Source organism: Enterobacter cloacae complex sp. FDA-CDC-AR_0164 (assembly GCF_003071645.1).
In the GTDB taxonomy this organism is placed as follows: Bacteria; Pseudomonadota; Gammaproteobacteria; order Enterobacterales; family Enterobacteriaceae; genus Enterobacter; species Enterobacter ludwigii.
In genome coordinates, this window is record NZ_CP028950.1 from 253,302 (window position 1) to 277,153 (window position 23,852).

22 protein-coding genes are annotated in these 23,852 nt (G+C 54.7%); 1 reads left to right on the forward strand and 21 read right to left on the reverse strand.

Translation table 11 applies throughout. The annotated features are described in order from the left end of the window. Positions 1-10: 10 nt before the first annotated feature. The 6 genes from AM410_RS01265 to AM410_RS01290 form a co-directional block, all read right to left on the reverse strand. The gene (locus AM410_RS01265; RefSeq protein WP_025204781.1) at positions 11-1,249 is read right to left on the reverse strand and encodes an MFS transporter; all 1,239 of its coding nucleotides are present in this window, start codon (positions 1,247-1,249) and stop codon (positions 11-13) included. A 184-nt stretch (positions 1,250-1,433) separates the two neighbouring features. Further along, entirely contained in the window at positions 1,434-2,822 is a 1,389-nt protein-coding gene (gene pheP, locus AM410_RS01270) for a phenylalanine transporter (RefSeq protein WP_047955158.1), read from the reverse strand. A 102-nt stretch (positions 2,823-2,924) separates the two neighbouring features. Then, entirely contained in the window at positions 2,925-5,108 is a 2,184-nt protein-coding gene (locus AM410_RS01275; RefSeq protein ID WP_073395651.1) for a TonB-dependent receptor, read from the reverse strand. 215 nt (positions 5,109-5,323) lie between these two features. Further along, positions 5,324-6,364, reverse strand: a complete 1,041-nt coding sequence (locus AM410_RS01280; RefSeq protein WP_063156326.1) for an ABC transporter ATP-binding protein — start codon at positions 6,362-6,364, stop codon at positions 5,324-5,326. Between the two features lies 1 nt (position 6,365). After that, positions 6,366-7,940, reverse strand: coding sequence for an ABC transporter permease (locus AM410_RS01285; RefSeq protein ID WP_014168956.1), 1,575 nt, complete (start codon positions 7,938-7,940; stop codon positions 6,366-6,368). 24 nt (positions 7,941-7,964) lie between these two features. Further along, positions 7,965-8,981 (reverse strand): iron ABC transporter substrate-binding protein, encoded by a 1,017-nt coding sequence (locus AM410_RS01290; protein WP_108647407.1) that lies wholly within the window; start codon positions 8,979-8,981, stop codon positions 7,965-7,967. A gap of 564 nt (positions 8,982-9,545) precedes the next feature. Here AM410_RS01290 and AM410_RS01295 point away from each other — a divergent pair. After that, complete coding sequence (locus tag AM410_RS01295) at positions 9,546-9,722, forward strand: helix-turn-helix transcriptional regulator (protein ID WP_236900130.1); 177 nt, start codon at positions 9,546-9,548, stop codon at positions 9,720-9,722. A 116-nt stretch (positions 9,723-9,838) separates the two neighbouring features. On the opposite strand, the gene AM410_RS01300 is transcribed toward AM410_RS01295, so the two are convergent. From AM410_RS01300 to AM410_RS01370, 15 genes are all read right to left on the reverse strand, one after another. Beyond that, positions 9,839-11,140 (reverse strand): phage tail fiber protein, encoded by a 1,302-nt coding sequence (locus AM410_RS01300; protein WP_108647411.1) that lies wholly within the window; start codon positions 11,138-11,140, stop codon positions 9,839-9,841. Between the two features lie 64 nt (positions 11,141-11,204). Then, positions 11,205-12,173, reverse strand: coding sequence for a DUF6453 family protein (locus AM410_RS01305; protein WP_108647413.1), 969 nt, complete (start codon positions 12,171-12,173; stop codon positions 11,205-11,207). Positions 12,174-12,176: 3 nt separating this feature from the next. Next, entirely contained in the window at positions 12,177-14,975 is a 2,799-nt protein-coding gene (locus AM410_RS01310; protein WP_108648568.1) for a phage tail tip fiber protein, read from the reverse strand. Continuing rightward, a complete protein-coding gene (locus tag AM410_RS01315; RefSeq protein ID WP_063214805.1) occupies positions 14,975-15,373 on the reverse strand; it encodes a DUF6950 family protein in 399 nt (132 codons plus the stop codon). The genes AM410_RS01310 and AM410_RS01315 overlap by 1 nt, the downstream gene beginning before the upstream one ends. 6 nt (positions 15,374-15,379) lie before the next feature. Further along, entirely contained in the window at positions 15,380-15,964 is a 585-nt protein-coding gene (locus AM410_RS01320; protein WP_108647415.1) for a hypothetical protein, read from the reverse strand. Continuing rightward, positions 15,964-16,557 (reverse strand): hypothetical protein, encoded by a 594-nt coding sequence (locus AM410_RS01325; protein ID WP_108647417.1) that lies wholly within the window; start codon positions 16,555-16,557, stop codon positions 15,964-15,966. The genes AM410_RS01320 and AM410_RS01325 overlap by 1 nt, the downstream gene beginning before the upstream one ends. Before the next feature lie 13 nt (positions 16,558-16,570). Then, positions 16,571-19,825, reverse strand: a complete 3,255-nt coding sequence (locus AM410_RS01330; protein WP_108647418.1) for a phage tail tape measure protein — start codon at positions 19,823-19,825, stop codon at positions 16,571-16,573. Between the two features lie 34 nt (positions 19,826-19,859). After that, positions 19,860-20,123 (reverse strand): phage tail assembly protein T, encoded by a 264-nt coding sequence (locus AM410_RS01335; RefSeq protein ID WP_108647420.1) that lies wholly within the window; start codon positions 20,121-20,123, stop codon positions 19,860-19,862. A gap of 23 nt (positions 20,124-20,146) precedes the next feature. Next, positions 20,147-20,548 (reverse strand): phage tail assembly chaperone, encoded by a 402-nt coding sequence (locus AM410_RS01340; RefSeq protein ID WP_108647421.1) that lies wholly within the window; start codon positions 20,546-20,548, stop codon positions 20,147-20,149. Between the two features lie 54 nt (positions 20,549-20,602). Further along, positions 20,603-21,073, reverse strand: coding sequence for a phage tail tube protein (locus AM410_RS01345; RefSeq protein WP_108647423.1), 471 nt, complete (start codon positions 21,071-21,073; stop codon positions 20,603-20,605). A 53-nt stretch (positions 21,074-21,126) separates the two neighbouring features. Continuing rightward, positions 21,127-21,474 carry a tail completion protein gp17 gene (gene gp17, locus AM410_RS01350; protein WP_059290927.1) on the reverse strand — a complete coding sequence of 116 codons (348 nt, stop codon included), beginning with the start codon at positions 21,472-21,474 and terminating at the stop codon, positions 21,127-21,129. Then, positions 21,471-21,920, reverse strand: coding sequence for an HK97-gp10 family putative phage morphogenesis protein (locus tag AM410_RS01355; RefSeq protein ID WP_108647425.1), 450 nt, complete (start codon positions 21,918-21,920; stop codon positions 21,471-21,473). Before AM410_RS01355 ends, gp17 begins: the two co-directional genes overlap by 4 nt. Then, on the reverse strand, positions 21,917-22,255 hold the full coding sequence (locus AM410_RS01360) for a phage head closure protein (protein WP_108647427.1): 339 nt from the start codon (positions 22,253-22,255) through the stop codon (positions 21,917-21,919). Before AM410_RS01360 ends, AM410_RS01355 begins: the two co-directional genes overlap by 4 nt. Before the next feature lie 9 nt (positions 22,256-22,264). Continuing rightward, positions 22,265-22,591: a head-tail connector protein gene (locus AM410_RS01365; protein WP_108647429.1), complete on the reverse strand. Its 327-nt coding sequence runs from the start codon at positions 22,589-22,591 to the stop codon at positions 22,265-22,267. Between the two features lie 42 nt (positions 22,592-22,633). Continuing rightward, complete coding sequence (locus AM410_RS01370; protein WP_108647430.1) at positions 22,634-23,845, reverse strand: phage major capsid protein; 1,212 nt, start codon at positions 23,843-23,845, stop codon at positions 22,634-22,636. Positions 23,846-23,852: the final 7 nt, after the last annotated feature.

Here is a 23,852-nt window from a genome sequence, read left to right on the forward strand (position 1 = left end):
CTCCTGAACGTTACGCCTTGTCATCGTCATATTTGAACGTGAGAAGGAAAATCAGCGCAATCACCGCTGCCGCCACCGCCGGGATCCACCAGAAGGTGACCCACGCCTGCGGCACGGCCTGTCCCGCCACCAGACGGTTATACAGCGCGCCAGAAATCTGTGAACCAAGCAGCATGCCGATGCCATAGGTGAACATCACGATCATGCTCTGCGCCTGGCCTTTCACCTTTTCGCCCGCCACGCGGTCGGTATAGATAAAGCCCACCACAAAGAAGAAGTCATAGCACACACCGTGCAGCAGGATGCCGAGATAGAGCAGGAAACGTCCCTCCTCACTCACCCCCATGGCAAACATCGCGTAACGGACAAACCACGCCAGCATGCCGACCAGCAGCATGACTTTCACGCCCAGACGGCGGAAAAGCAGCGGGATCACCAGCATGAAGACAATCTCTGACATCTGGCCGAACGACATCGCGGTGCTGACATCAGCAATCCCGGCATCCGCCAGATACGAGGCGGTGTAAGCGTAGTAGGTGCCAAGCGGCACGGAAATCAGCATTGCGCAGACGGAAAAGACCAGGAAGTGGCGGGTTTTCAGCAGGGCAAACGCATCAGCGCAGAACAGATCGCGAACCTGGACCGGCAGCCCTTTTGCCGGGGCGGGCGTGTGCGGCAACGTCAGGCTGTAGAGCGCCAGCAGCACGGAGCTCGCCGCCGCAACCTGGAAGATCGTGACGCTGGAGGCTACGCCGGTAACGCCGATAAAGATCCCCGCGACAATCCAGCCGATCGTGCCGAACACGCGCACCACCGGGAAGGTTTTATCGACGTTTGCCAGGCTGTGAAACGCGATGTTGTTCGTTAACGCCAGCGTCGGCATATAGCAAAGCGTGTAGCCAAACAGCAGGCCGATCAGCAGCGCACCATTTTCAGCGATCAGCGCCCCCGGAACGAACCACAGGATAGCCGCGCCGGCCAGGTGCATTACCGCCATCACCTTCTGCGAGGCGAAGAAGCGATCCACCAGCATCCCGAGCACAAACGGCGACAAAATAGAGGCGATGGGCCCGGCGGAGAACGCATCGCCAATCAGCAACGACATGTTGTGCTGGGTCATCACCAGACCCAGCGTGACCGACCAGCTACCCCAGATAAAAAACTGCAGAAACATCATCAGCGACAGACGCGGAACCAGCAGCCGGTGCTGCGCTATCACCTTTCCACTACTTTCAGTTGTTGACACCATAATGAGCCTCACCCTAGAAAAGTAATCGATTACAAATACCATCAAATGAAAAGTAATCGATTACAAAACAAAGATCCTGTGGATCAGGAGAGATTTGGGAGAGGGGTCACGATAAAGAGGTTTATCGCGTTGGGATGGGAAACTGGATGGCTCGCCCTCTCCCACCGGGAGAGGACGGCATGCATTATTGCTTGCGGGAAAGTTTAAATGCCGCAAACAGGAAGATGACCCATACCGGGAGCAACATCGCGGAAAGCCGCATGTCGTCCATGCTGCACATCAGCACAAGGATCAACCCGAGGAAAGCAATGCAGAGATAGTTTCCTGCCGGATAAAGCAGCGCTTTAAACTGCGTCTCACGTCCCTTGCGACGCATCGCGGCACGAAAACGCAGGTGCGCCAGGCAGATCATGATCCAGTTCAGCAGCAGGGTGGCAACCACCAGCGCCATCAGCAGCCCAAACGCCTCTTTTGGCAGCAGGTAGTTGATCACCACCACCAAAGAGGTGATCGCACCGGACAACAGCAGAGAATTCACCGGCACGCCGCGACGGCTGACGCGGGTTAAGAACTTCGGCGCATTCCCCTGCACGGAGAGGCCAAACAGCATTCGACTGTTGGAGTAGACGCCGCTGTTATAGACCGAAAGTGACGCCACCAGAATAACGAAGTTCAACGCTGAAGCCACCACATTGCTGTTGAGATCGTGGAAAATCATCACAAACGGACTGCTGTTTGATTTCACCTCAACCCAGGGATAGAGCGCGAGCAATACCACCAGCGAACCGATGTAGAACAGCAGAATACGGTACACCACCTGGTTGACCGCTTTCGGAATGCTTTTATGCGGGTCGCGCGCTTCAGCGGCAGTGATACCAATCAGCTCCAGCCCGCCGAAAGAGAACATGATCACCGCCAGCGAAAGGATAAGCCCCTTCCAGCCGGTCGCCAGGAACCCCCCGTGCTGCCACAGGTTGTCGATCGTGGCACGCTCACCGCCGTGACCCGAGAACAGCAACCACAGGCCAAAACCGATCATGCCGATAATCGCCAGCACCTTGATGAGCGCAAACCAGAACTCGGTTTCACCGTACAAACGGACGTTCACAAGGTTGATGGCATTGATGATGATGAAGAAGGCCGCCGCCCAAATCCAGGTGGGCACATCCGGGAGCCAGTACTGCATGTAGATGCCAGCGGCGGTCAGCTCTGCCATCCCCACCAGCACAAACATCACCCAGTAGTTCCAGCCGGAGAGGAACCCCGCAAACGGGCCCCAGTATTTATACGCAAAGTGCGCGAACGAGCCTGACACAGGCTCTTCGACGACCATCTCGCCGAGCTGGCGCATGATCAGGAAGGCGATAATCCCGGCGAGGGCATAACCCAGCAATACCGCCGGCCCCGCCATCTGAATGGCCGGGCCGATGCCGAGAAACAGCCCGGTACCGATAGCCCCACCGAGGGCAATTAACTGTATATGTCGATTTTGCAAACCACGTTGCAGCGTCGGATTCTGTTCCGACGAAGCTTCAGCGCTACCGGTGCCTGAAGCGGATGACGCGTCTTTCACGCCCTACCCCTGTCTCTTTTTTAGAAGGGGCACGTTTTAACACTTCAGGCTGGTGGTAGCAAGGGAATGGGGCATCCCTGCCCCGGATAACGAGCGGCGTTCTCAGAATGCGTAGCCCACCGAGACTTTAAAGGTACGCGGTTCGCCCTGGGTGATGTAGGTACCTGAATCATCCACGCTGGACCAGTAGTTTTCATTGGTCACGTTGTCGATACCCGCACGCACCGTCATCTGATTTTGATTGTGGTTAACGGCGAAGCGATAACGCATACCCAGATCCAGCGTAGTGTAGCTGTCCAGCTTTTTGGTGTTCGCCAGGTCCGCGTATTGCGTGCCGGAGTGGTTCACGCGCGCGGTAGCGGTCAGGCCATCAATCGGTTTGATGTCATACTCTGCGCCCAGAACAGCATAGAAATTCGGAACGCCAATCGCATCATTGCCCTGGTTGAGGCCGTTGTTGGTTTTGGTCAGCTCCGCCTGCAGCCAGGTAGCGCTGGCGTTCAGACGGACGCCCAGCAGGGGCTCGCCGAACACATTCAGCTCCACGCCGCGGTTACGCTGCTCGGCATCAAGACCATAATGACCGTTGCTGTTGAGGATCGCCGACGGCATTTTGATCTCAAACAGCGCCAGGGAGCCGCCCACGCGACCAAAATCCGCCTTCACGCCCACTTCGTTCTGCTTAGAGTGAACGATGCCGGTGCTCTGCCCGTAGTTGGTGGCGGTGTTAGGGGCTGATTGACCCGGCTGCAGCGCTTCGGTGTGGTTGGCATACAGGGAGATCGCCTCCCACGGCTTGTAAACCACGCCGTAGGTAGGCATCCAGCGGCTGCCGTCGAAACCGTCTGCTTTATTTTCCTGCCCGGTAATTTTGTTGTATCCGCGAATGACCACCTTCTGATGACGCGCCCCGGCGGTAAACAGCAGTTTGTCGTCCAGCACGCCCAGCGTATCACTCAACAGCCAGCCCTGCGTCCGGGTACGCCCGCTGGTGAGCGGATCGCTGTAATTTCCGCCTAAGCCGTTGAAACTGGAGCTATCCGGCATATCCACACCGGTATTGTGGTAGATATTGGTGGTTGGGTTATCCGCCGCCGACGACATTTTCCAGCCGATTTTTTCGTTTTTGGTCATCGCGGAGTAACCGACGTTGACTTTATGCGTTACGAAGCCGGTAGCAAAGTTACCGCGAATACCCGCCATCCCACTGACGGAATCGCTGATGCGGTTGGTATCAAGACGGCTGACCGTCGCCTTACCGCTTTTATCCAGCAGCTTCGGCGCGCTGTAAATCCCTTCTTCGTGAGCGTGCTGTGCGCCGAGGCCGGTATAGGCCGTCCAGTTATCGGTAATGTCGTACTCGCTGCGCCACATCCCGAATTCATTTTCGATGTTGCTGTAGGCCCATTTCTGCGAGAAGTTGCGATCGTTTTTCGGCGGTTCAGGCATGAAATCCACGGCGGAGATATTGACGCTGGTAGGGCTGCCATGGAAGGTTTTCTTCTGATACCCCACATCCAGAGAGGTGCGGAAATTGTCGCCTTTGTAGTCGAGGCCGGTGGAGAGCAGCGTAGTGCGGCGGCGATCGTTGGGCACCCCGCTTTCCCCTTCGCGATGAACGAGGTTCACGCGCGCGCCAAACTGGTCGTTGTCGCCATAGCGACGGCCCGCATCCAGCGTGGTGCCAAACTGGGAATCAGAGGTGTAATCGACGCCCACTTTTGCCTGCGGCGTTTCATCCGCGTGTTTCGGCTCAAGGTTAATCATTCCCCCCACGCCTGAACTTGCCGCGCCGTTCATCAGGGCGTTTGCCCCTTTAAAAATCTCAATGCGGTCGACCATCTGCGCATCCACCACCTGACGCGGCAGAACGCCGGACAGGCCGCCGAAGGTCATGTCATCTCCGTCAAACTTCAGGCCACGGATACGGAAGGTTTCGGCGCTGTTGCCGTAACCCTGCACGTACTGCACCCCCGCGTCGTTAGCGACCACATCAGCAATGGTTTTCGCCTGCTGATCTTCTACCAGCTTCGAGGTGTAGCTGATGATATTAAACGGCACGTCCATGGCGTTCTGCTGCCCCAGCATCCCCATGCGTCCACCGTTCGCCACCTGCCCGTCAAGGAACGCCGGCACAAGCTGGTCGCCGCCGGGTTTAAAATCGCTGGCAGGCGCAGACTGGACAATCAGGGTGTCTTCTTTCTTTTGATCCGCCGCCAGGGCGGAGTGCGTGACCGCGCCAATGGCGAGAGCCAGCAGCGTTTTATGCCTTTTCGTGTTGTTCATAATTAACTCATTAAACGTGCGCGCAAAAAGGGCCCGTTGTCGGGCCTTAGAATGTAATCAAGTGCAATGCAAATGAGAACTATACGCATTACATGATTGTTGGCAAGCGTAAACGCACGTCACTGCGTGAGAAAATCGGTTAACAGGCGTGGGAAAGCAGGAGGACGTATGGACAGGATAGCGTGGCATAACCGCCCCGTTTCCGGGACGGTCTTTCAGGCGCGGCAGGAGAACGATAAAACGCGGGCGGTTCCCGCAACATCAATACGCACAGCCGTACCCGGATTCCAGCCGGGCTGGCTTACGGTCTTCAGAACAACAGGCTCCTGCTGCCCGGCAAACGCCAGGGTGAGCGTGGACAAATGACCGGTAAAATCGACATCAATTATCGACACCGGGCTTTCATGCGGCGCGCACGCCGTCACGCGCAGTTGTTCAGGGCGCATCATGACGCGGCCCTGCCCGGTGGCATGCGTATTGTTGGTGGGTATCTCACCCAGCGCGCACACCGCATGGCCGGCGGTAAGCTGAGCGGGCAGGATCACCGCGTCGCCCAGAAACAGCGCGGTCTCTTCATCAACGGGCTGAGTGTAGACGTCATACGGGGTACCCACCTGGGTGAAGCGCCCGGAACGCATTACCGCCACCTGGGTGGCAAAAGATAACGCTTCGTTTTGATCGTGCGTCACCAGAATCGAGGCAACGCCCGCTTCCGCCAGCAGGTCAGCGGTCGCTTTGCGGGTCATGGCGCGAAGACCGGTATCAAGCGCCGAGAACGGCTCATCCAGCAGCATCAATGAAGGACGTTGAGCCAGCGCGCGGGCGAGCGCCACACGCTGCTGCTGTCCGCCAGAAATCTCATGCGGCCAGTGGGTCGCGAGCTGCCTGTCCAGCGACACCATCTCCATCAGCGCCTCTACGCGCTGGCGCTTTTCGTGGCGCGTGCCGTCCAGCCCCCAGGCAATGTTGTCTGCAACGCTGAGATGCGGGAATAACGCCCCCTCCTGGGGAACAAAGCCGATGCCGCGCAGATGGGCGGGAACGAAGCTGTTTTCGTCAAACAGCGTTCGGCCTTGCATCACTATCCGCCCGGCGTCCGGCGTTTCGAAGCCGGCAAGAATGCGCAGCAGCGTCGTTTTCCCTGACCCGGACGGCCCGACTATCGCCGTCCGGCTCCCCGGCGCAACGCTCAGGTTTAAGCTGTCGAGCACCTGCACACCGGAAAAGGATTTAGAAATGGACGTTAATTCAAGCATGTCATAGTCCTGCAATTTTTTTCGACTGCACGTAGAGGATGGCGGTCAGCGGGAGTGAAATCAGGATCATCAGCATCGCGTACGGCGCGGCGGCAACATAATCGATCTCACTGGTCAGCGCCCAGAAACCGGTGGAAAGCGTGCGTGTTCCCAGCGGGGAGAGCAGCAGCGTGGCGGTCAGTTCGTTGCTGACGCCGAGGAAAACAAGCGCAGCCCCCGCGGCGGCACCCGGCGCGGCCAGCCGCATGGTGACGCTCCACAGCGCCTTCGCAGGCGTGCTGCCAAGGCTACGCGCCACGTTTTCCAGCTCTACTGGCGCCTGGGCAATCCCGGCCCGCAGGTTGATGAGCGCTCGGGGCATAAACATCAGCAGATAGGCGAGGAACAGCGTAATTTCCGTCTGATAAATGGGACGGGCGTAATGAATCGTCACCGTTACCAGCGCGAGAGCGGTCACAATCCCCGGCAGCGAGCTGGTGATGTAGATACACCCTTCCAGCATCCGGAAGACGCGGTGCGGATAACGGATACCAAGCCACGCAATGGGGATCACGCAGGCCGTGGTCAGCAGTGCCCCACCCACGCCGAGCATGAGCGTCTGGCGCAGGGAGTGCCAGAGGTCCGCGCTCATCCAGTTCTCAATACCGCCCAGCCAGACCCAGCGACAGAGCACAATTAACGGTACGCCCAGCGCCAGCACGATCAGCGTGAGGAAAAACAGCTGGCCCAGCGTGGCCGCGACCGGCTTCAGCGGCCAGCGTTTCTGTTCACGTGCAGCCCCGCCGCCGATGCGCGCATAGCGTGCTTTTCCGCGCGTCACCCCTTCCAGCATTAAGATGGCCAGACAGCATAAGGCCAGCACGCCCGCCAGCATATTGGCTGCCGGGCCGCTGAAGGTAGACTGAAACTGGTCATAAATCGCGGTGGTGAACGTATCAAAGCGGATCATCACGTACAGGCCGTATTCCGCCAGCAGGTGCAGCGCGACCAGCAGCGCCCCGCCGCAGATAGCAAGCTTGAGCTGCGGCAACACTACGCGGAAAAAGACCCGCCACGGCGGCGTGCCGAGCGACGCGGCCACATCTTCAAGCGTCGGGTCGAGGCGGCGCAGTACCGCGGCAACCGGCATGTAGATAAACGGGTAGTAGGCTAAAACAGAGAGGAATACTCCCGCGGAGAGACCGTGCAGGGAGGGGACGACGCTCACCCAGGCATAGCTTTGTACAAACGCGGGGATTGCCAGCGGGGCGACCGCCAGCGCAGACCATATTCCCCGCCCGGCCAGCCGGGTACGCTCCGTGAGCCAGGCTATCGCCACGCCGGTCACAATACAAAGCGGAACCGCTAAGGCCGTCAGCCACAGCGTGTTGCTGAGCAGTTCAGCAACACGCGGGCGGAACACCAGCGTCTTAATGGTCTCCCAGCCCGTCTCAATGCCAATGGCAATGATAAAACCCAGAGGCAGAAGCGCCATTAATGAAAATAAGACAGCTAACGCAACCATCGGCAGCGCAGGTCGCCTGCGGGCAGGCTCCTGCATCCTGTTTTTTCCGATGTCGAGACTCAGACCAGACATAAGGCGTTCACTTAACTCTCAGGATCACAGCAGGCCGGCTTGCGTCATCAGCTCGATAACTTTTTTGCTGTTAAGCGTTGAAGGTTCCACTTTCGGCGCATCCAGATCTTTCAGCGGAACCAGTTTCGGGTTAGAGGCCGCGTTCATGCCAACCGCATATTCAAACGCGTTGTTGGTGCGCAGGCTCTCCTGACCTTCTTTGCCGGTGATCCACTTGATGAATGCCTGAGCCTGTTCTTTGTGTTTGCTGGACGCCAGTACGCCACCGCCGGAAAGGCTGACAAAGGCACCCGGATCCTGATGTTTGAAGTAGTAGAGTTGGGTGTTTTTGCTGTTTTCACCCGTTTTGGACTGATCGACAAAACGGTAGTAGTGATAAATCACACCGCCATCAATCTGGCCGGCGTTAACGGCTTTCATCACGGTGCTGTTACCTTTGTAGGCCACAAAATTGGTTTTCATCGCCTTCAGCCACTCAAGGGTGGCCTGCTCGCCTTTCAGGGCCAGCATTGCACTCACGATCGCCTGGAAATCCGCGCCTGACGGCGATGCCGCCCAGCGGCCTTTCCACTCAGGTTTCGCCAGATCCATCAGCGATGTTGGCAATTGCTGTTCGCTCAATTTTTCCGGGTTATAGACAAACACCGTGCTACGCGCAGCAATCCCGATCCAGCGGCCGTGCGCAGGACGAAATTCCGCAGGCACCTGCTTCAGGGTCTCTGCATCCAGTGGCGCGAACAGTTTGGCATTATCCACCAGAACCATTGATGGCGAGTTTTCCGTCAGAAACACGTCTGCAGGTGATGCCGTGCCTTCCTGAACCAGCTGATTACCCAGCTCGCTGTCATCGCCATTACGCAGCGTCACCTTAATACCCGTTTCTTTGGTAAAACCGTCAACCCACGCCTTCACCAGATTTTCATGCTGCGCGTTATAAACAACGATACCTTCGTTGTTATCAGCGGCAAGTGCTTGTGTGGAAAGGAAAAGAGATGAAGACAACAAGGCAAGCGAGAAGCATGACAACAGGCGAGAATTCATGAACATATCCTTTATAGACCAGGGTGATTTACCACGCATAGCGTTGTGGGACAGGATTAAAGCATACAAAAACGCTAATGATAATTAGTATCAATCAAGTTTAGTCGTAAAAGTGTAAAATATTCTTATACAGCGGATAAATATGATAAAAATCCAGATTATAAAAATGGATGAAATAAAGATTAAGAAAACTTTAGGCTGGAAAAATAACAAATATTCATTAGCGTTCTATTTATTTCCCGATTATTTAATCGACAGAATGAGATCGGCATAAACGTGTATTTAGCGTAAAACGGGAGAGTGGAAGCGAAAAAGGGTGAAGGCAGTAAATGGCACGCCCTGTAGGATTCGATATATTTAAATAATATATTGATAATGATAGCAAATATGCCATTCAATAAAAATAGATACCCCCTAAAGTACCCCCATGTTTGTTTGCATGGGTACCGAGTAGGGTTTTCTTTTGTTAAATCCTTCGGTTTTCCTTTCGTTTCAATGTTAGCTTTTCCGAGAAGGCGTACATTTATCATTCAATGAGGAGAGCATAACTTGAACACATACTTGATGGATCTGAAAGAGGTTTGCAGCACTGTAGGCTTCAAAAAGACGGTCATTTATAAGTGGATGAATGGAGGTGAGTTTCCAAAATCAATAAAAATAGGTAGGTCAGTAAGATGGGTATCAACGGAGGTGGAAGCATGGATAGCTGAAAAAGTTCGAGCATCAAGTAAGGATGAGTAGGATTCAGAAAAGAGACACTCAAATACAACTGAAGTAAAATACAATTCGGTAGCTTGGCATGAACACTGGGCACCCAACCACAGCCCGTTCTTGCATACAACGGGCTGCGGTTTACTTTACGAAGCTGGTTCTTGAGATGCTGAGTCTGTCGCATCTTTCTGACACTGATGCCATACACTGTTTTCAGGCATGTCGAGTCGCACATCGATCCAACTATTAACTGGTACGTCGATTGGTTCCCCTTTTGTTTTAACGATTTCTCCGTCATCGCTAAGCATATATTTGCGTTTGTACAGGCGGATTGTCAGCCCACCGCTTTCGGTTTGCTCCGCTTCGACCACGCCAAGCTCGCCCATGCCGCCAGGATCCATTGGAGGAAGTAGCTGCCATCCATCGGAAGCCAGGCCTGCCGAACCAATCAAGGCATAAACACCGACATCAAGGCGTGAAATGGTAATGCCTTCAGCCTCAGCGTTTGCAGTACCACAGCCGCACCACGTAAAACCATCATCTGCCACATCAGTACGCTTACTCTCATCCTGAGACTTAACAATACGCGCCACTGGCGATGCGGCTTTAATGGTGCCATCAGATGCTACGGTGGTATTGGTAGATGTGTAGAACTTCTGCCAGGCACCTGCTGTACCGCCTGCCATACCCCTAAACCAAATCGTCGGGCTAGTAGTGTCAAGTGCCGCCGCTATCGCGCAGGCATATGATCCACCGGCATATGCAAGAACCATCCCACCCATTCGCTGACCAACGGGATTGCTGGTATTACCTCCTGTAGCTCCAAAGAACTGAGGCCTGTCTAATGGAATTCCTGCCGAAAATTGATTTGGTATAGCCTGGCCAAGACCAAATGCGCCCTGCATCAAAGCGACCCCCGCTGTCGTATCAGTAATCGAGGACTGGCGGTCTACCGTAGCCGCACTTCCCAAACCGAGGTTTGTGCGAGAGGCAGCTTTGTCTGCAACATCATTCAGATTCTGTGATTTATCCAGCTTTCCGGCGAGCGAACTGGTGATACCACTCCAGGCCGGACCGGTGAAGCTGCTGCCGTCAGGTAGCGTCACCGTAACATTACCCGTTCCGCTGAAAATGCGCTGCCAGTTCTGTTTGTCATAGTTCAGACCGCGCAGCGCTTCTGCGCTTTGTGCCACCAGCGCTGCGGTGACCAGGTTCATAGCGACTCGCGGTACGGCGTACCATGCTGCGCCAGCCTGCGTAGGTCCGGTATAGTTGCTGACCAGCGTCAGGGAAGTATTACTGTTTAGGGTTTTGATGGCGAGCGTGTATGGAATACCGCCGACGGTCACAACAATAAAATCTCCGGCGGTCAGTTCGGTGGTAAAGGCCGTGCCACTGCCGGTGACTGCTGCTGAGTTATTGGTCAGTGTCAGTGTTCCTGCGGACATAGATGCTCCTTTGAGGCAATAAAAAACCCCGCCGGAGCGAGGTTGGTGTTAATACTGTAAAGGTTTAGACGTACATATCGGGGATAACGGGTAACGAGATCGGCGTAACCCCGTCATTTGCCAGCTGTCTGTCTGCCCAGCCGACATACACTCCCCTTCCGGCACGGAGGGTGCCGTTCTGCATGACCAGTCCATAGTGATAGTGATAAATGCGGCCGCCGCCGAAACTGGGCACCCTCAGACCAAAACGGCCAACCGGCACATATCCGCCACCGGGTACGGTCTGAGCCGTGGCAGATGGCACAAAATTTATGCCGAGATAAACAAACGGCCGTCTTGCGGTTGAGAACGTACATTGGCCTGCTGCGTTATAAATATTGAAGCCAGGGTTCGCGGCCACGGGCGTAACACCACCAGCAAAAATAATCACATCGACGGTACCGCTCATCGGCTGATCATCGATATTGGATCCATCGTTGAGAAACAGCAGCCGGTTCCCGTCATAGTCGAGTGTGTAAGGACTGTCCCACTTACAGCAGACAAGGTATTTGCTGCGATCAAACCCGGCTATAGTGGGAGTCACCCAGCCTGAGGTGCCGACGGTAACCCTCGCCTTATAAATGCAGTACCCTACTCTTGACGCCGTAGTGATCGCGGTAAAGTCGGTGCTGTTCTGAACCAGAAGGCCAACATTAGAGTTCTGGCTCACCGGCAGTATCTGCCACAGCGTTCCGGAGAATGCCACACGCTGTGGATTGGGAAAGCCGGGGTTAGAGTTCCCGCTCCAGTTTTGCGTGACGTTCGCACCGGATATGCTCACGCTGTCCAGCTTGAATATTCCCTCATCGCTGATTACCGTCTGGGTTGGAATGAAAATGACATTCGAACCAGCAACGTAACCCTCAACTGTCGCGGTATTCACTTTTCCTATACCGCCGGATATCGCACCGCCATATGTCGGGCAGCGCAACCCGGCGGTAATTTCCATTGGCTTACCACCATCGTTCAGATCGATTAAAAGTCCTGAAGGCATAAATCACCATGAACCAACGACGATGCGGCCACCGCCGGGGATATTGACGGTAATACCGTTATTGTTAATAACGACCGTGTTATTGGTCCCGTTGAAGGCAAAGTTACCGCTGTCGGCATAAAGCTTTCCATGGAATTCACAATCGCCGTTTTTGTCGATGTTCCAGCCACGCACACCGGCGGCAAAATTTGTCGAGCGGATGTAACTGCCGATCTTCGCGTTCGTGATACTGCCATCCTGGATCATCGCGTCACGGATAAAGACCTGCCCGTTAAAGACAAAAAATGCTGCCTGATAATTTCCCGGATCGCTTCCTGAGTAGATACCGAATTGATCCGCAGCGAATACTACGGTTGACTTGTAACTGCCTCCGGAAGGTTCAATGGACATCCCAAATCCGGTATTGTATTTCACCCCGTTTCGGACAATACCCAGATTCAGCGTATAGGACGCCTTCGCAGAACCGTTGCTTGTCACCTCCGCGTTCATCTTCTGATTTACCGCTGCTGTCAGATCTCCAACCTGAGACTGCACATACGTATCAAGAGATGCGATTGCCTGCGTGTTATTGCTGATGGCCGTCTGCTGCTGAAGTATTTGTGAATTAACGCCCTCAAACTGAGACTGAACGCTGGTCGTCAGCTGCGCAAGCGCCTGGTCTACTGTGGCGATTGTTGTTCTGACTGTCAGTATTTCAGCGTTAACTTCACCCAGTTGCTGGAACTGGCGATCCACAGTGCCTTTGTTTGCCAGCGCGTTCTGCAGAATGCCTTCAAGGTTGGTATCAACGCCCTTCTCGACGTTTTTCATGGCATCGGAATTTCTGACAGCTTCGTCAATGACATCTATCAGATCCGATGTATCTGTCTGGCACAGCGCGGCCACTTCGACAAACGCAGACGTACCGAAAGCGTTTATTGTGCGAACATACCAGTAATAGGTGTGGCCGTTCTTCAGACCGTGGCTGCTCCAGGTGGTACCGACACCGGCGCGCGTTGCTCCACCTTCAACAGTGGGTGTGCTGGTATTCGGTAGTCTGGTTTCGCCGGACGTCCAGAAATCAAACTGCGTTGAGACGTTCGTTACTGCTGCCAGGCGCGGATAAAGCGTAATGGCAAAATAACTCTGCTCAATATCGACCCTGGACGGTGGAGGCGGTGCCTGAATGCTGAATTCGAGATATGCCTCCGGCGATTCTGCGCCCATCTGATTTACCGCAGTGACATGAGCCGTGTAGGTAGCCTGAACAAGCCCTGTCAGCCTGGTGAATGAACCCGGAACCTGAGCAGATAACACCATCTGACCAGCCTTGCGGATCACGACCTTGTTATAAACAAACTGTCCGATGTTCTGCCAGGACAGCACGCCCTGCACCACCTGCCCAATGTCCTCGACGGTGTATTTGAGATTCTGCGGTTGTGCCACGCCACCCGGCGGCAGCTGCGTAAATGGTGGGCGCTCAATCGGCTTCCCAATCGCATCCCCCCAGACGTCAGCAGTCTCCTGTTTCAGGGTGATCTGCACGCCGTTCTGTACACCGAATCTCCAGTCAGTGACACGCATTTCGACATTAACGATACCGAGCGACGGAAAGTCTACCTTCACGTACATACCCGGTCGGTAGCGGTAGCCACTCAGGTTAAGCGTGAGATTCATCGTGCGCGAAATTCGGGTGCGCTTCAGTTTAATATCCGCCAGGCGCTGTGCCTGAAACTCACTGGTCACAAAGCGAAGCTTCAGGTCCTGTGAAATCTCCACGCCATCTTCTGTAACCCACTCACTGACAGAAACAGCCGGAAAATCAGCCTCAGCATAGGTCTGTTTCGGGTCAATAAACGTGCCGTTAATGGTGTTAACGCGCTCAGACTGGGACACCTCCGGCATGATTTCGATGTCACCAGCCAGCTGGCTTTCAGTGATCACTTCCGTCGCCGGGCCGTAATACGCGCCAACCAGAATACCGTGCTTACCGGCGATGTATGTTGGTTCAGCTGCACCCGCAGCCAGCATCGCTTCAAGAATGCTGGCCTTGTTTTCACTGAGATCGAATTCACCGTTGAGGGTGTAACGTTTTTCCGTCGTACCGTCGCCATTCGTTACCGTCTCGTCACAAATGTTGGCGGCTTCCTGAAACTGATCCCAGTTGATATCCGCATCAGGAACCTTGAGGTAATTACGGTAGTAATCCAGCACGCAAAGCGCGAGGTTGTTGCTGTATTCCGTGCGGCCGGTGCGCGGGTCATGGACTTTGCGCCCCGTCTTCTCCACTTTGATGTTTGGGATGCCGGAAGGAAATTTCTCAGCGTTAAACTTCAGGGACACACGAAGCCACGAAATGCCCTTGCCGATCATGTCCGATTTCCATGACGGGCAATTTTTCAGCATAAAGGGATCGGCAGTTTGACGGTCGTTATGCACTTCCCAGGTCGCGTTATCAGGATACGAGCCAATATCATCATCACCGAGATAAATGGTCCCTACGCCGGAAAGCGGATGTCCAGCCAGGGTGATGGCAAGGTGAAGCCATTCCCCATCGGTCTGGTTACCCGGCTGTTCTTCCGAAAAAAACAGCGTACCGGCTGATACCGTTCTTCCGTAAATCACCGTTTTTGGGCTGGCAGCGGCGCGCAGAACCTGCTTCCTCTCTGATGTATCACGATAGGCACCGAGTGAAGGCTTTTTCGTCAGCATTTGTGTTGCAACCTGCGCTGCTATGGTGATAGCCATTGCGATGGCATAAGCACCATTAGCTGCAGCAGCGCCAGCGGCAACGGTAGCGATAATCGGAATTGCAGCAGGCATCAGCGAATCCTCCATGTACTCAGTGGTTTAATCCTGAGGCAGACCAGGCCTGCTTCCCCCGGCACCCACACAGCGCCGCCATAAATCACCCCGGCACAGCGGGTACCGCTGTTTTCAACAACAGCAATATCCCCGCGCTGGGCCATCTTCACAGGCACCTCGTCGAGGTACTTCGCCAGCACGTTCTCAAGAGAGCCGCCACCACGCAGCAGCGCCTTTTTCGCGCCCGTTTCGCTGTCATACGTACCGCGCCAGCCGTTGGCAAAATTATCACCGGTCATCGCTTCGGCACAGTCAGCTGCAAACAGGCAGCAGTCATGCTCGCCCCATAAAAAAGGCCGCTTTTCAGCGGCCCTTATTACGGCGATTAATCTGTTATGCCAGTCTGGATGCTTCATGCTTCCTCACGAATAGGTAAACCCTGGCGCATCTTTTTTGCTGCCCCAGTAAATTGAACGCTCTGCCATTTGAGCGACGTAGCGAAATATTCGGTCACCCGGCTGGGCTGCCTGGTGGGATTCGTCGGTATAGCGGTCCGGGAACGGTCGCTGCCAGTCTTCAAAAATATTACTGACGGTGTACTGCAGGGCGTTGGTTTCGCCCGATGTCGCCCCGGTACCGGAAATCCGCCCCTTAAAAATCAGGTCTGCAACCTGCACAACCCCGTTATCATCCATCGCCACCAGATAGAGTTCTGCAGGTTTGCCCACACAGCGTTCGTTGAGGGTTTTAGCGAACAGGGACATATCCAGCCCGGAAAGCGTCATCCTGAGTTGTGTCGGGCTGGTCGTGTTAGTTTCATTCACATCATCGATGGCCCCCAGCGTTCCCATGCCGTAATAGACATATCCACCTAGCACCAGCGTGCCGGTGCCGGAATGGACGTAAGCGGTACCGGACTCAAACTGGACATTTGCCGCCAGCACCGCAGTAACCCTGTCGCGCGAGAGCCAGGTGATCATCGAATCTGAAAAAGGGGAATACAGCATTAAAAAGCCTCCTCAAACTCCAGTGTGTAGCTGGTAAAGATACCCGGGACGCGATTACCCGCGCCCTGCTGGTTATCCTTCAGCTTAAAAATGCCGTAGGGGTTCCCCACCTCAATTTTTCCGTTAACCGGCGGCGAGGTACGTAGCATTGGCACAATAGGGATGATTGCAGTACCGGTTGATGTACTGGTCACGTCAGCTGTTACCATCTTCAGCTCATCGTTCACAGTAAGGTAATCCCCGGTGCGAAGCACGAGCTTGCCTGGCGTCCAGCCTTTACTGCTGAGCCGCGTTCCTGTCTGGTTTGCGTCCTGCACCACCGGATTTCCGGCAGGCGTTCTACCCACCCGGCCCCAGTCGTGAATTTTCACCCTGCCATACTCACCATCGAGCGAGGCCACCAGCGCATCGATGCGTCTGGATTTATCGTCTGTAAGGTTGCTAAATGTCAGGGAACAGATCCAGCGGGTGCCGGGGAAACGAACTGTCTGTGATGTACCATTAAACGGGGAGCGAAAGGTTTTGGTATTACTTTCCGGCCGCCACGTCAGCGACGCCGGACATACATCTGCAGGCCATTCAAGCACAGCCATAGTCACTCCTTAGTTAAACGCCAAGCATCCTCCTGGCCTGTCCGTTGGTCTGAAAATCACTCAGCATGTCCTGGCGCGCCTTTTTCGCACCATCCGCCGCCCCTTTTGCAGCAGCCTCCTGCATAGCCTGTTTAAGCGCGGCGTCACCGTTACCAGAAACATTGATATGCTGGGTGATATGGATTTCACCACCACCAGCAGTTGTAGTGCCGACCATCCTTACGCCAAGAGTGCCATTTGGTGTCCTGGTTAGAGGCATAACAGCCTCTGGGCCAGCTTCCCCCATTAATCCATCGCCTTTGGCAAATTTGAACATCGTCGGGCTGGATATGATCGAATTGCTGAAATGGCTAAGATTTGGGGATTCAAAGACGCCGCCTTTGGCAAATTTCAGTCCGCTGGCCGCGCCGGAATATGCGCCTGATGGTGTATTTCCTGCAAAGGTTGCATCCCCCCCACCAAAAATGCCACCGAGAGAACCAAACAGACCACCGCCACCTGCAGACTTCAACGAATTGACCAACATTGCGTTAAGGATAATTTTTTGCATAGAAGCCAGTACCGATCTGGACCAATCCTCCCAGTCAACTTTATTGCCCGATAAAGCATCGGAAATATTACCGATAAGACCTGTCATTGAATTGTTAACAAGGTCTGCTGTCTGCGAGGAATAATCAGAAGCGGTGTCAAACCAGTTTTTAAATCCTTTCTCAGCGCCAGCAGTCCAGTCAGCTTCAGAAGCAGCGATTGCTTTATATTTTTTGTCCAGCGCATCGAGAGCCGCCGCACGCTGTGTGATGGCTTCGGTACCACCGTCAGTTTTCGCAAAAACACGGTCAATCTGCTGCGTTTCATCGAACCGGCTGCGCTGGCGATCACTCATTCCTCTGGTTTCGGTTGTCAGCGTCGCCTCATCCCTGAACTTCCTGGCCGCTTCAGTTAAATCCTTCAGAGCATCAGCCTGTTCGCGCTGCTTGCGCACGTTCTCATCTGCTTTTTGGGTCCACTTTGCCAGTTCTGTAGACGATGCCTGAATAGCCCTGCGCTGCTCATCCGTCCATTTAGTGCCAGCCTGATGGGAAGCAGCATAAAGATCGGAGGCTTTTTCTCCCTCCGTTGCCCGCACGCGCTGAACATCAATAGCCACGCTCAGATCGGCCATTTTCCGGGAATACTGTTCGGCGGTGCTGGCCGCCTCGCGCTCTGCTTTACTTTGCGCATTAGAGGCGGCGGTTGAGGTCTTTTTGGCCTCAGCTGCAGCTTGATCCTTTTTGGCGGCCTGATCCTTGTTGTAGATGTACTGGGTGTAAAGAGCCCCCGTCAGCTTTAGATCTTCAGCTTCATAGACGTGCTGCTGATGGAGTTTCTCCAAACCACTTAAGCTGGCCAGCTCATTATCGCGGCGTGAGCGCTCCAGTGCGGTTTGCTGCTGAGGCGTTGCGTTCGCCATTGAAACGACGGGCCCGGCATACTGTGGCGGTTTAGCTCCAGCGGTCGCTGACATTGAGCGGTTAAGAAGGTCATATGCACCCTTCAGGATTGAGACGGCTCCAGCCTGTTCGATAGCCTTTTGCGTGGCCAGGTCACTGGCATTGTTTACCAGCTTCTGCGTTTGCTCGACTTTTGAGGCTGCCTGTTCGCGCTGATACTCCAGCTGGTTCAGCTTATCGGTCAGCTCGATGTTTTTGGCCGTGATGTCGGCCTGGTCCATGAAAGTGTTAATCAGGGTCAGCGTCGGATGGCGGTTGTAGTCCTGCTGGATTTGGTCAACCGCTTTTAGGCTGTCTTTCACCTTCGCGATCTGTGAGTCGAGGTCGGCCAGGTCCTGTTTTTGCGCCTGTAAAGATGTACGGGCATCAGCCGCGGTCGAACGCAGGCCAAGCACCGACATCTGCTGGAGCTTGGTGTTGATCTCGTCAAGGTTGTTGGCAAAACCTACCGCCTCACGGTGCACCTGCTGGGTATGCTGATAAAGGCCATACATCGCAGCGCCGGCACCAATAATCACTCCAGGCCAGCCACCGAGAATACCCATCACCCCACTACCCAGCCGTGACATTACCGAGGCTGTACTGGTGAGGTTGTTAACCGCAGAGGCCCTGCCAGCAAGCGCCGTATTCAGTGATGCCTGAGCTGCAGCAAGATTACGCTCAGCAACAATCTGAGCCTCGATACTCATCGCCGCTGCGCGCGCCTGTTGAGCGCGGTAAACAGCCTGGCGACCAGCAGCAACGCTAACCTGAGCGCCGCGAACCTGAGCCTGCGCCAGCGCGACCTCGGCGGCCGTATTAGCGAGCACAGCCCGGGTTGACTGAGCAACGCTGCCGACCATGTTGCCAAAATAACGAGCGAGGCCAACACCAACCAAAATACCGGCTGTATTTGCCACATCATCGATGTTATTCGCCAGACCACCCAGCACGCCGGAAAGCGTTGATGATGCGCCGACGGCATCGTTCGCCCCGCCCACCCATGCGAGAAAGGCGTTTTGCACTTTCTGTGCAGAACCGCTGACGGAAGCTGGCAGCGTATCGAATTCTTTGCGCAGGATCTCAACGTTTGTCAACAGTGGGACAATTTTGTCAGTCGTCAGCTCGCCATGGTTGGCCATGTTGCGCAGGCCACCGACAGTGGTACCCAGCCCATCAGCCAGCAGTTTAGCCAGCCGGCCGCCGTTCTCCATGATGGAGTTAAATTCTTCACCTCGCAAAACGCCTGAGCCAAGTGCCTGGCTAAGCTGGGTGATAACGGAGCTCGCTTCTTCGGTGCTGGCACCAGACAGCTTCAGTGAAGTGGCAACGGTTTCCGTAACTTTTGCGACGTCAGCAGAAGCGTAACCGGCATCACGCAGGGACTGCGCAATTCTGCTGTATAGGTTGCTGTTCGCCTCGAGGGATGTTCCGGTACGCTGGCTGATCTCCATCAGCACACGCTGTGATTCCACATAATCTTCGCTGGAAGAGGACGCAAGGCGAAGACGTCCATTCAACTGGTTCCACGTGTCGGCAAATGCGATCAACTGATGCGTGGCAAATGCACCTGCCCACGCTCCGGCAAGCCCGGCAGCAGAAGATCGCACGGTTGCAAGCTGAGAATTCAGTTCAGCCAAAGACCGCTGAGTTTCACGCGTGGCCGCTGCAGCTTTTTTTCCGCCCTGCTCCATAGTGCGGTAGTAATCGGTTCCCATGCGGGACGCTCTGGCGATCTCAGACTGGAAAGAAGAAGAGTTCGCCGAAATTTTGATGATTAGCTCGCGCAGCGTTGCCATATTTCACCCATAAAAAAGCCCGCAGCCGCGAGCGTCAAAGACCGGATATCCATTTTTCGAGTTCTGACACTTCTGTACCCTCTTCCTGCTCACCCCATTTCAGCATCACATCAGGGATAGTGAACTTCCCGCCCTGAGAGTTCAGCATTGCAACGGAGATCTGCGCCGCCTGTGCATCGGCGCGCCAGTCTCCCACAGGACTGATGCGGTCGAACTCGATCCACATTTTTAGCTCACTGGCGGTAATGGTCTGGCGCAGTTCGTGGAGAGTGCGCCCCATTCGGAGCGCGAGCGACATCAGGAAGAAGGTCAGCGGCTGCTTTACGGCTTTCCCGCTTCTTCCTGACTCATGCCGAGGTTTAGGGCCTGAGCCAGCAGGCGGGAGTGTACGGGACCATAAATTTTAGATACCAACTCCTGATCCTCGTCGCTGAATACGCGCTCGCCGTTTTCATCCAGCAGAACGTCAATAAACAGAACCACATCAGCCTTTTTGTTACGCAGAAACTTTTCCGCCTCCGTCAGCGTCGGTGCCTCTTCGCCCTCAGCGAGCTGGGGATTAACGATCTCCCGGAATTTCACCCAGGCATCGCCTGAGGGTTCACGCAGCGTTACCCTTGCGCCATCCCATTCAGGGACCGTGATACCTTCTTTGGTACGATAGGCTTTCGATGCTGTAAGCGCCACGTTGCGTAATGAATTCTGTGATGTTTTTTGCGCCATTTCATTTTTCTCTTGTTACATGGTCGGAGGGATAAAAAAAGCGGCCGAAGCCGCTCAGGAACCAGACGCATAGATGCGCTTAGGTTTGCCGCGTACACGCAGAGAATAGGTAGCGCCAACAACGGAAGAGGTTGCTGCAGACCACGAGCTCTGGCGTACCTCCACCAGCACGTAAAAACCGTTGCCAGACGGGAATACCACGCGCAGCGCACGGAGTTCGTCATTTTCGTAAGCGGTCTGCAGTACCTCCTGTGCTGCTTCATCGCCAACCCAGTTACGGGTAATGCTCATTTCAGCAGGCGCGGCGAGGCCGTTGGTTTGCTCCTGTTCCGTCGAGCAAAGCGTGGTTACGTCGATATCCCCTTTTTGACCGCCCGTGAAGGTGATTTCCTTTGTTGCACAGGCCGCTTCCAGCCAGGTAATGCCAGCACCCGGGAAGGTTGAGGAGTTAAAATCCTCAGCGGTTACTGGCGCGTCGGAGACGGCAAAGGTCATCCCCTTTGTGACTTCATACTTACTGGTCATGATTTCTCCAGATAAAAAAAGACCGCCTGAGCGGTCTGTTGTGGTGGGTAAGGTTAAACGGTTACCTGAAATTCGAGCGTCGCCCGGTGATATCGCAGATCAGGCTCATAGCCTGGCGTTTTAACAATGCTTTCCGGCTTCAGCACCTGCAGGGCATCAAGCGCCATATTTCTGATCGTGCGCGCTTCAGTGATGGTGCTGGAATACACATCAACCTGCACGGAAACGGCTGATTCAGCCTGACCGCAGAGAACGTCAGCGGCCACGTCGGTAATAATCGAGAAAATTACCCAGGGCGGCGAGACTGAAGGCTTCCCGTCACTACCGAGCGGCGCAACGTAGGGATAAACCTGCCCACCGGCCAGCGGCGCGAGCAGTGGATAGAGATCATCTTCCGTCATTTACTTAATGCCTTATCAATCGCCTGGTTCATGCGTCTGATCGCGACCTCCGTCGCCTGCTCCTGGCGAATATCGAACGCAGGACGCACAAACGGATGAGGCGGCATATTCACCGTCCCCATTTCAACAAACCGCCAGTAGAACGCATTTCTCGGGTCGCTGGCTTTCATGGTGTTGTCGCTATTACCGGTTCGCATGTTGCGGCCACGAATATGGACACCGGAAGAAATCTCCCCGCGGCGGCGTGATCGCTGAGTCAAAACGACCACGTTTTTCTTCAGTTTTCCAGTTCTCTCAGGAGCGCGTGCAATCACTTCTTCCTTTAGCACTTCTGCTCCGGCGCGCGTGGCATCACGCAGAACCTTGTTGTTTTCAGCGCGGCTAAGCGCCTCCAGGTCCTTTGCGATGTCATTCAAACCGGAAAAATCGAGGCTCGTCTCAATCATTTTTCGGTACCCTGTTTGCAAAGAATTTCGAGCTGAATACCACGAGAATCAGGGATTGGCGGACCAACGATATTCAAAATAGCCCCCTTGAACGGGCCAGTCATAACCATGAGTCTGGACGCAGCAGTTATATCGCTACGAAATCGAGTCCATACCCTGATAGTGGCGACTGCGGTTTCAGCACCAGCGGCTACCAGCTCGCGCCCACTAATACCTTTTACTTCTGCCCAGGTTTCTGCGCCGTCATGCCATGATTCAACAGGCTGACCAGAAGGATCTCTGGATGTAGTAATATTCTGAATTATCACCGTGTCTCTCAGTCTTCCTGCCTGCATGAAATCCTCCTATACCCCGTAAATTCGATACGGCTGCAGCAGGGCTTCAACTGCAAGCGGGACCTCTGCAACGGTCTGCCCAATGGCTACCGATTCACGGTTGGCATACCAGTGTCCGATCAGCAGTAACATGGCCGCCTTAACATCGTCATTAAGCAGAATCGGGTCCGGGTCGTCTGCGTAGCCAGGGCTGCTTTCAGACTCATAGAGCGTTCGTCTTGTCCATGTCTGGACGTACCGAGCCGCCGCGCCCATGTATATGTTCAGCAGAGCATCATCGCCGGTAAAATCGGTATCAACGCGGCAGTGCTGTTTCACCATATTCTGATCAAGCATTTGTTTGCCCCGAAAAAAGCGGCCCGAAGGCCGCAATATTTATCAGCTACCCGCGCCAGTGCTGAATGAACCATACACGAAAGCTTCAGGGCGTTTGACAGCCAACGCCAGACGCTCTTCGCAACGAATGGAGATCATGTTTTTCTCGAAGTCGTCGGCGTTCTCCGTGGAGATCACCACGTTCGCATCTTCGCGGTCGAAGATTTGCGCGCCAGCGTTGAAAGCACCGGTCAGGAATTTACCCTGGAAGGCTGCCGCTTCGGTGGCAACAACTGGCAGACCCCACAGAGTCGGTCCAGTCAGCGCCGCAGGGTTAGCCAGGATGTAGCGGCCAAGGCTGTCTTTGGTCAGCTCGATACGTGCCCAGTCAATGAAGTGAAGGACGTGGCCAGATGCAGGGAATCGCGCCAGCTGCGCCTGCAGCATTGCCAGACGCAGATCATCAATACCGCTCTGCTGTTCAACAGTAAACGCCGGGTTAAACGCTGACGCCTGAGGAACGATGCCATGCAGATGCACACCGGTACCGTCACCGAAGAGAATTTCCTGCTCTTCTGCGTACTTCAGTCCGTAGCGCATTTCGGCATCAACGGTTGACTGCAGCTGTGCGAAGTCATCCAGGATTTGCTTGGAGGCTTTGAACAGGTGAGCGATAGTGCTTACACCAGTGATTTTCGGCGTAAACTCAATGTCGCTGTATGGTTTCTGCGTATTTTCAGGAACCACTTTCGCGTTGTTGGTAAAGCCTGTCTGCTGCACCCAGAAAATAGCCGGAGAGGAAGTGCGGCCAGGCGCAATCAGATCGCGAATGAACAGGCGCTGTTTTGGTGCCGTATCGATGCCAGGAATTCGCTGGGGTTCGACGACACCATCAGGTATATCTGTAGAAGTCAGTGCGGCCTTAACCGGGATGCTGATACGTTTTCCACCTTCCACGCCAGAGGCAAAGGTTTTCAGCGCTTCAGCAGAGATCACCTGTTGGCCGATTGATTCCACAACCTGTTTCGCGTTTGCCAGCGGCATCTGGGCAACGTGTTGTTCAAGCTCGCCCATAGCGGCCTTCAGCGTTTTTTCTGCTTCGCGCAGGGCGTTGAACTCAGTAGCCATTTTATCAACGGCGGCCTTTGTTTCTTCTGACAGCTTGCCAGACTTCTGCGCCTCTTTGACTGCTTCTTCTGCTTTCGCGTTGAATTTGCCGGTTGCCTCTTCAATGCTGGCAGTGACTTTTTTCAGAATATCGTTTACTTCAGACATAAAGGGT

What these genes read in the sequence shown, in the direction of transcription:
- AM410_RS01315 (WP_063214805.1), bottom strand. Translation starts at nt 15,373, where the DNA reads ATGAAGCATCCAGACTGGCATAACAGATTAATCGCCGTAATAAGGGCC.
- AM410_RS01325 (WP_108647417.1), bottom strand. Translation starts at nt 16,557, where the DNA reads ATGGCTGTGCTTGAATGGCCTGCAGATGTATGTCCGGCGTCGCTGACG.
- AM410_RS01300 (WP_108647411.1), bottom strand. Translation starts at nt 11,140, where the DNA reads ATGTCCGCAGGAACACTGACACTGACCAATAACTCAGCAGCAGTCACC.
- AM410_RS01285 (WP_014168956.1), bottom strand. Translation starts at nt 7,940, where the DNA reads ATGTCTGGTCTGAGTCTCGACATCGGAAAAAACAGGATGCAGGAGCCT.
- AM410_RS01320 (WP_108647415.1), bottom strand. Translation starts at nt 15,964, where the DNA reads ATGCTGTATTCCCCTTTTTCAGATTCGATGATCACCTGGCTCTCGCGC.
- AM410_RS01355 (WP_108647425.1), bottom strand. Translation starts at nt 21,920, where the DNA reads ATGATTGAGACGAGCCTCGATTTTTCCGGTTTGAATGACATCGCAAAG.
- AM410_RS01360 (WP_108647427.1), bottom strand. Translation starts at nt 22,255, where the DNA reads ATGCAGGCAGGAAGACTGAGAGACACGGTGATAATTCAGAATATTACT.
- AM410_RS01280 (WP_063156326.1), bottom strand. Translation starts at nt 6,364, where the DNA reads ATGCTTGAATTAACGTCCATTTCTAAATCCTTTTCCGGTGTGCAGGTG.
- AM410_RS01330 (WP_108647418.1), bottom strand. Translation starts at nt 19,825, where the DNA reads ATGGCAACGCTGCGCGAGCTAATCATCAAAATTTCGGCGAACTCTTCT.
- AM410_RS01335 (WP_108647420.1), bottom strand. Translation starts at nt 20,123, where the DNA reads ATGTCGCTCGCGCTCCGAATGGGGCGCACTCTCCACGAACTGCGCCAG.
- AM410_RS01370 (WP_108647430.1), bottom strand. Translation starts at nt 23,845, where the DNA reads ATGTCTGAAGTAAACGATATTCTGAAAAAAGTCACTGCCAGCATTGAA.
- AM410_RS01275 (WP_073395651.1), bottom strand. Translation starts at nt 5,108, where the DNA reads ATGAACAACACGAAAAGGCATAAAACGCTGCTGGCTCTCGCCATTGGC.
- AM410_RS01365 (WP_108647429.1), bottom strand. Translation starts at nt 22,591, where the DNA reads ATGCTTGATCAGAATATGGTGAAACAGCACTGCCGCGTTGATACCGAT.
- AM410_RS01305 (WP_108647413.1), bottom strand. Translation starts at nt 12,173, where the DNA reads ATGCCTTCAGGACTTTTAATCGATCTGAACGATGGTGGTAAGCCAATG.
- AM410_RS01310 (WP_108648568.1), bottom strand. Translation starts at nt 14,975, where the DNA reads ATGCCTGCTGCAATTCCGATTATCGCTACCGTTGCCGCTGGCGCTGCT.
- AM410_RS01265 (WP_025204781.1), bottom strand. Translation starts at nt 1,249, where the DNA reads ATGGTGTCAACAACTGAAAGTAGTGGAAAGGTGATAGCGCAGCACCGG.
- AM410_RS01295 (WP_236900130.1), top strand. Translation starts at nt 9,546, where the DNA reads ATGGATCTGAAAGAGGTTTGCAGCACTGTAGGCTTCAAAAAGACGGTC.
- AM410_RS01290 (WP_108647407.1), bottom strand. Translation starts at nt 8,981, where the DNA reads ATGAATTCTCGCCTGTTGTCATGCTTCTCGCTTGCCTTGTTGTCTTCA.
- AM410_RS01340 (WP_108647421.1), bottom strand. Translation starts at nt 20,548, where the DNA reads ATGGCGCAAAAAACATCACAGAATTCATTACGCAACGTGGCGCTTACA.
- gp17 (WP_059290927.1), bottom strand. Translation starts at nt 21,474, where the DNA reads ATGACGGAAGATGATCTCTATCCACTGCTCGCGCCGCTGGCCGGTGGG.
- AM410_RS01345 (WP_108647423.1), bottom strand. Translation starts at nt 21,073, where the DNA reads ATGACCAGTAAGTATGAAGTCACAAAGGGGATGACCTTTGCCGTCTCC.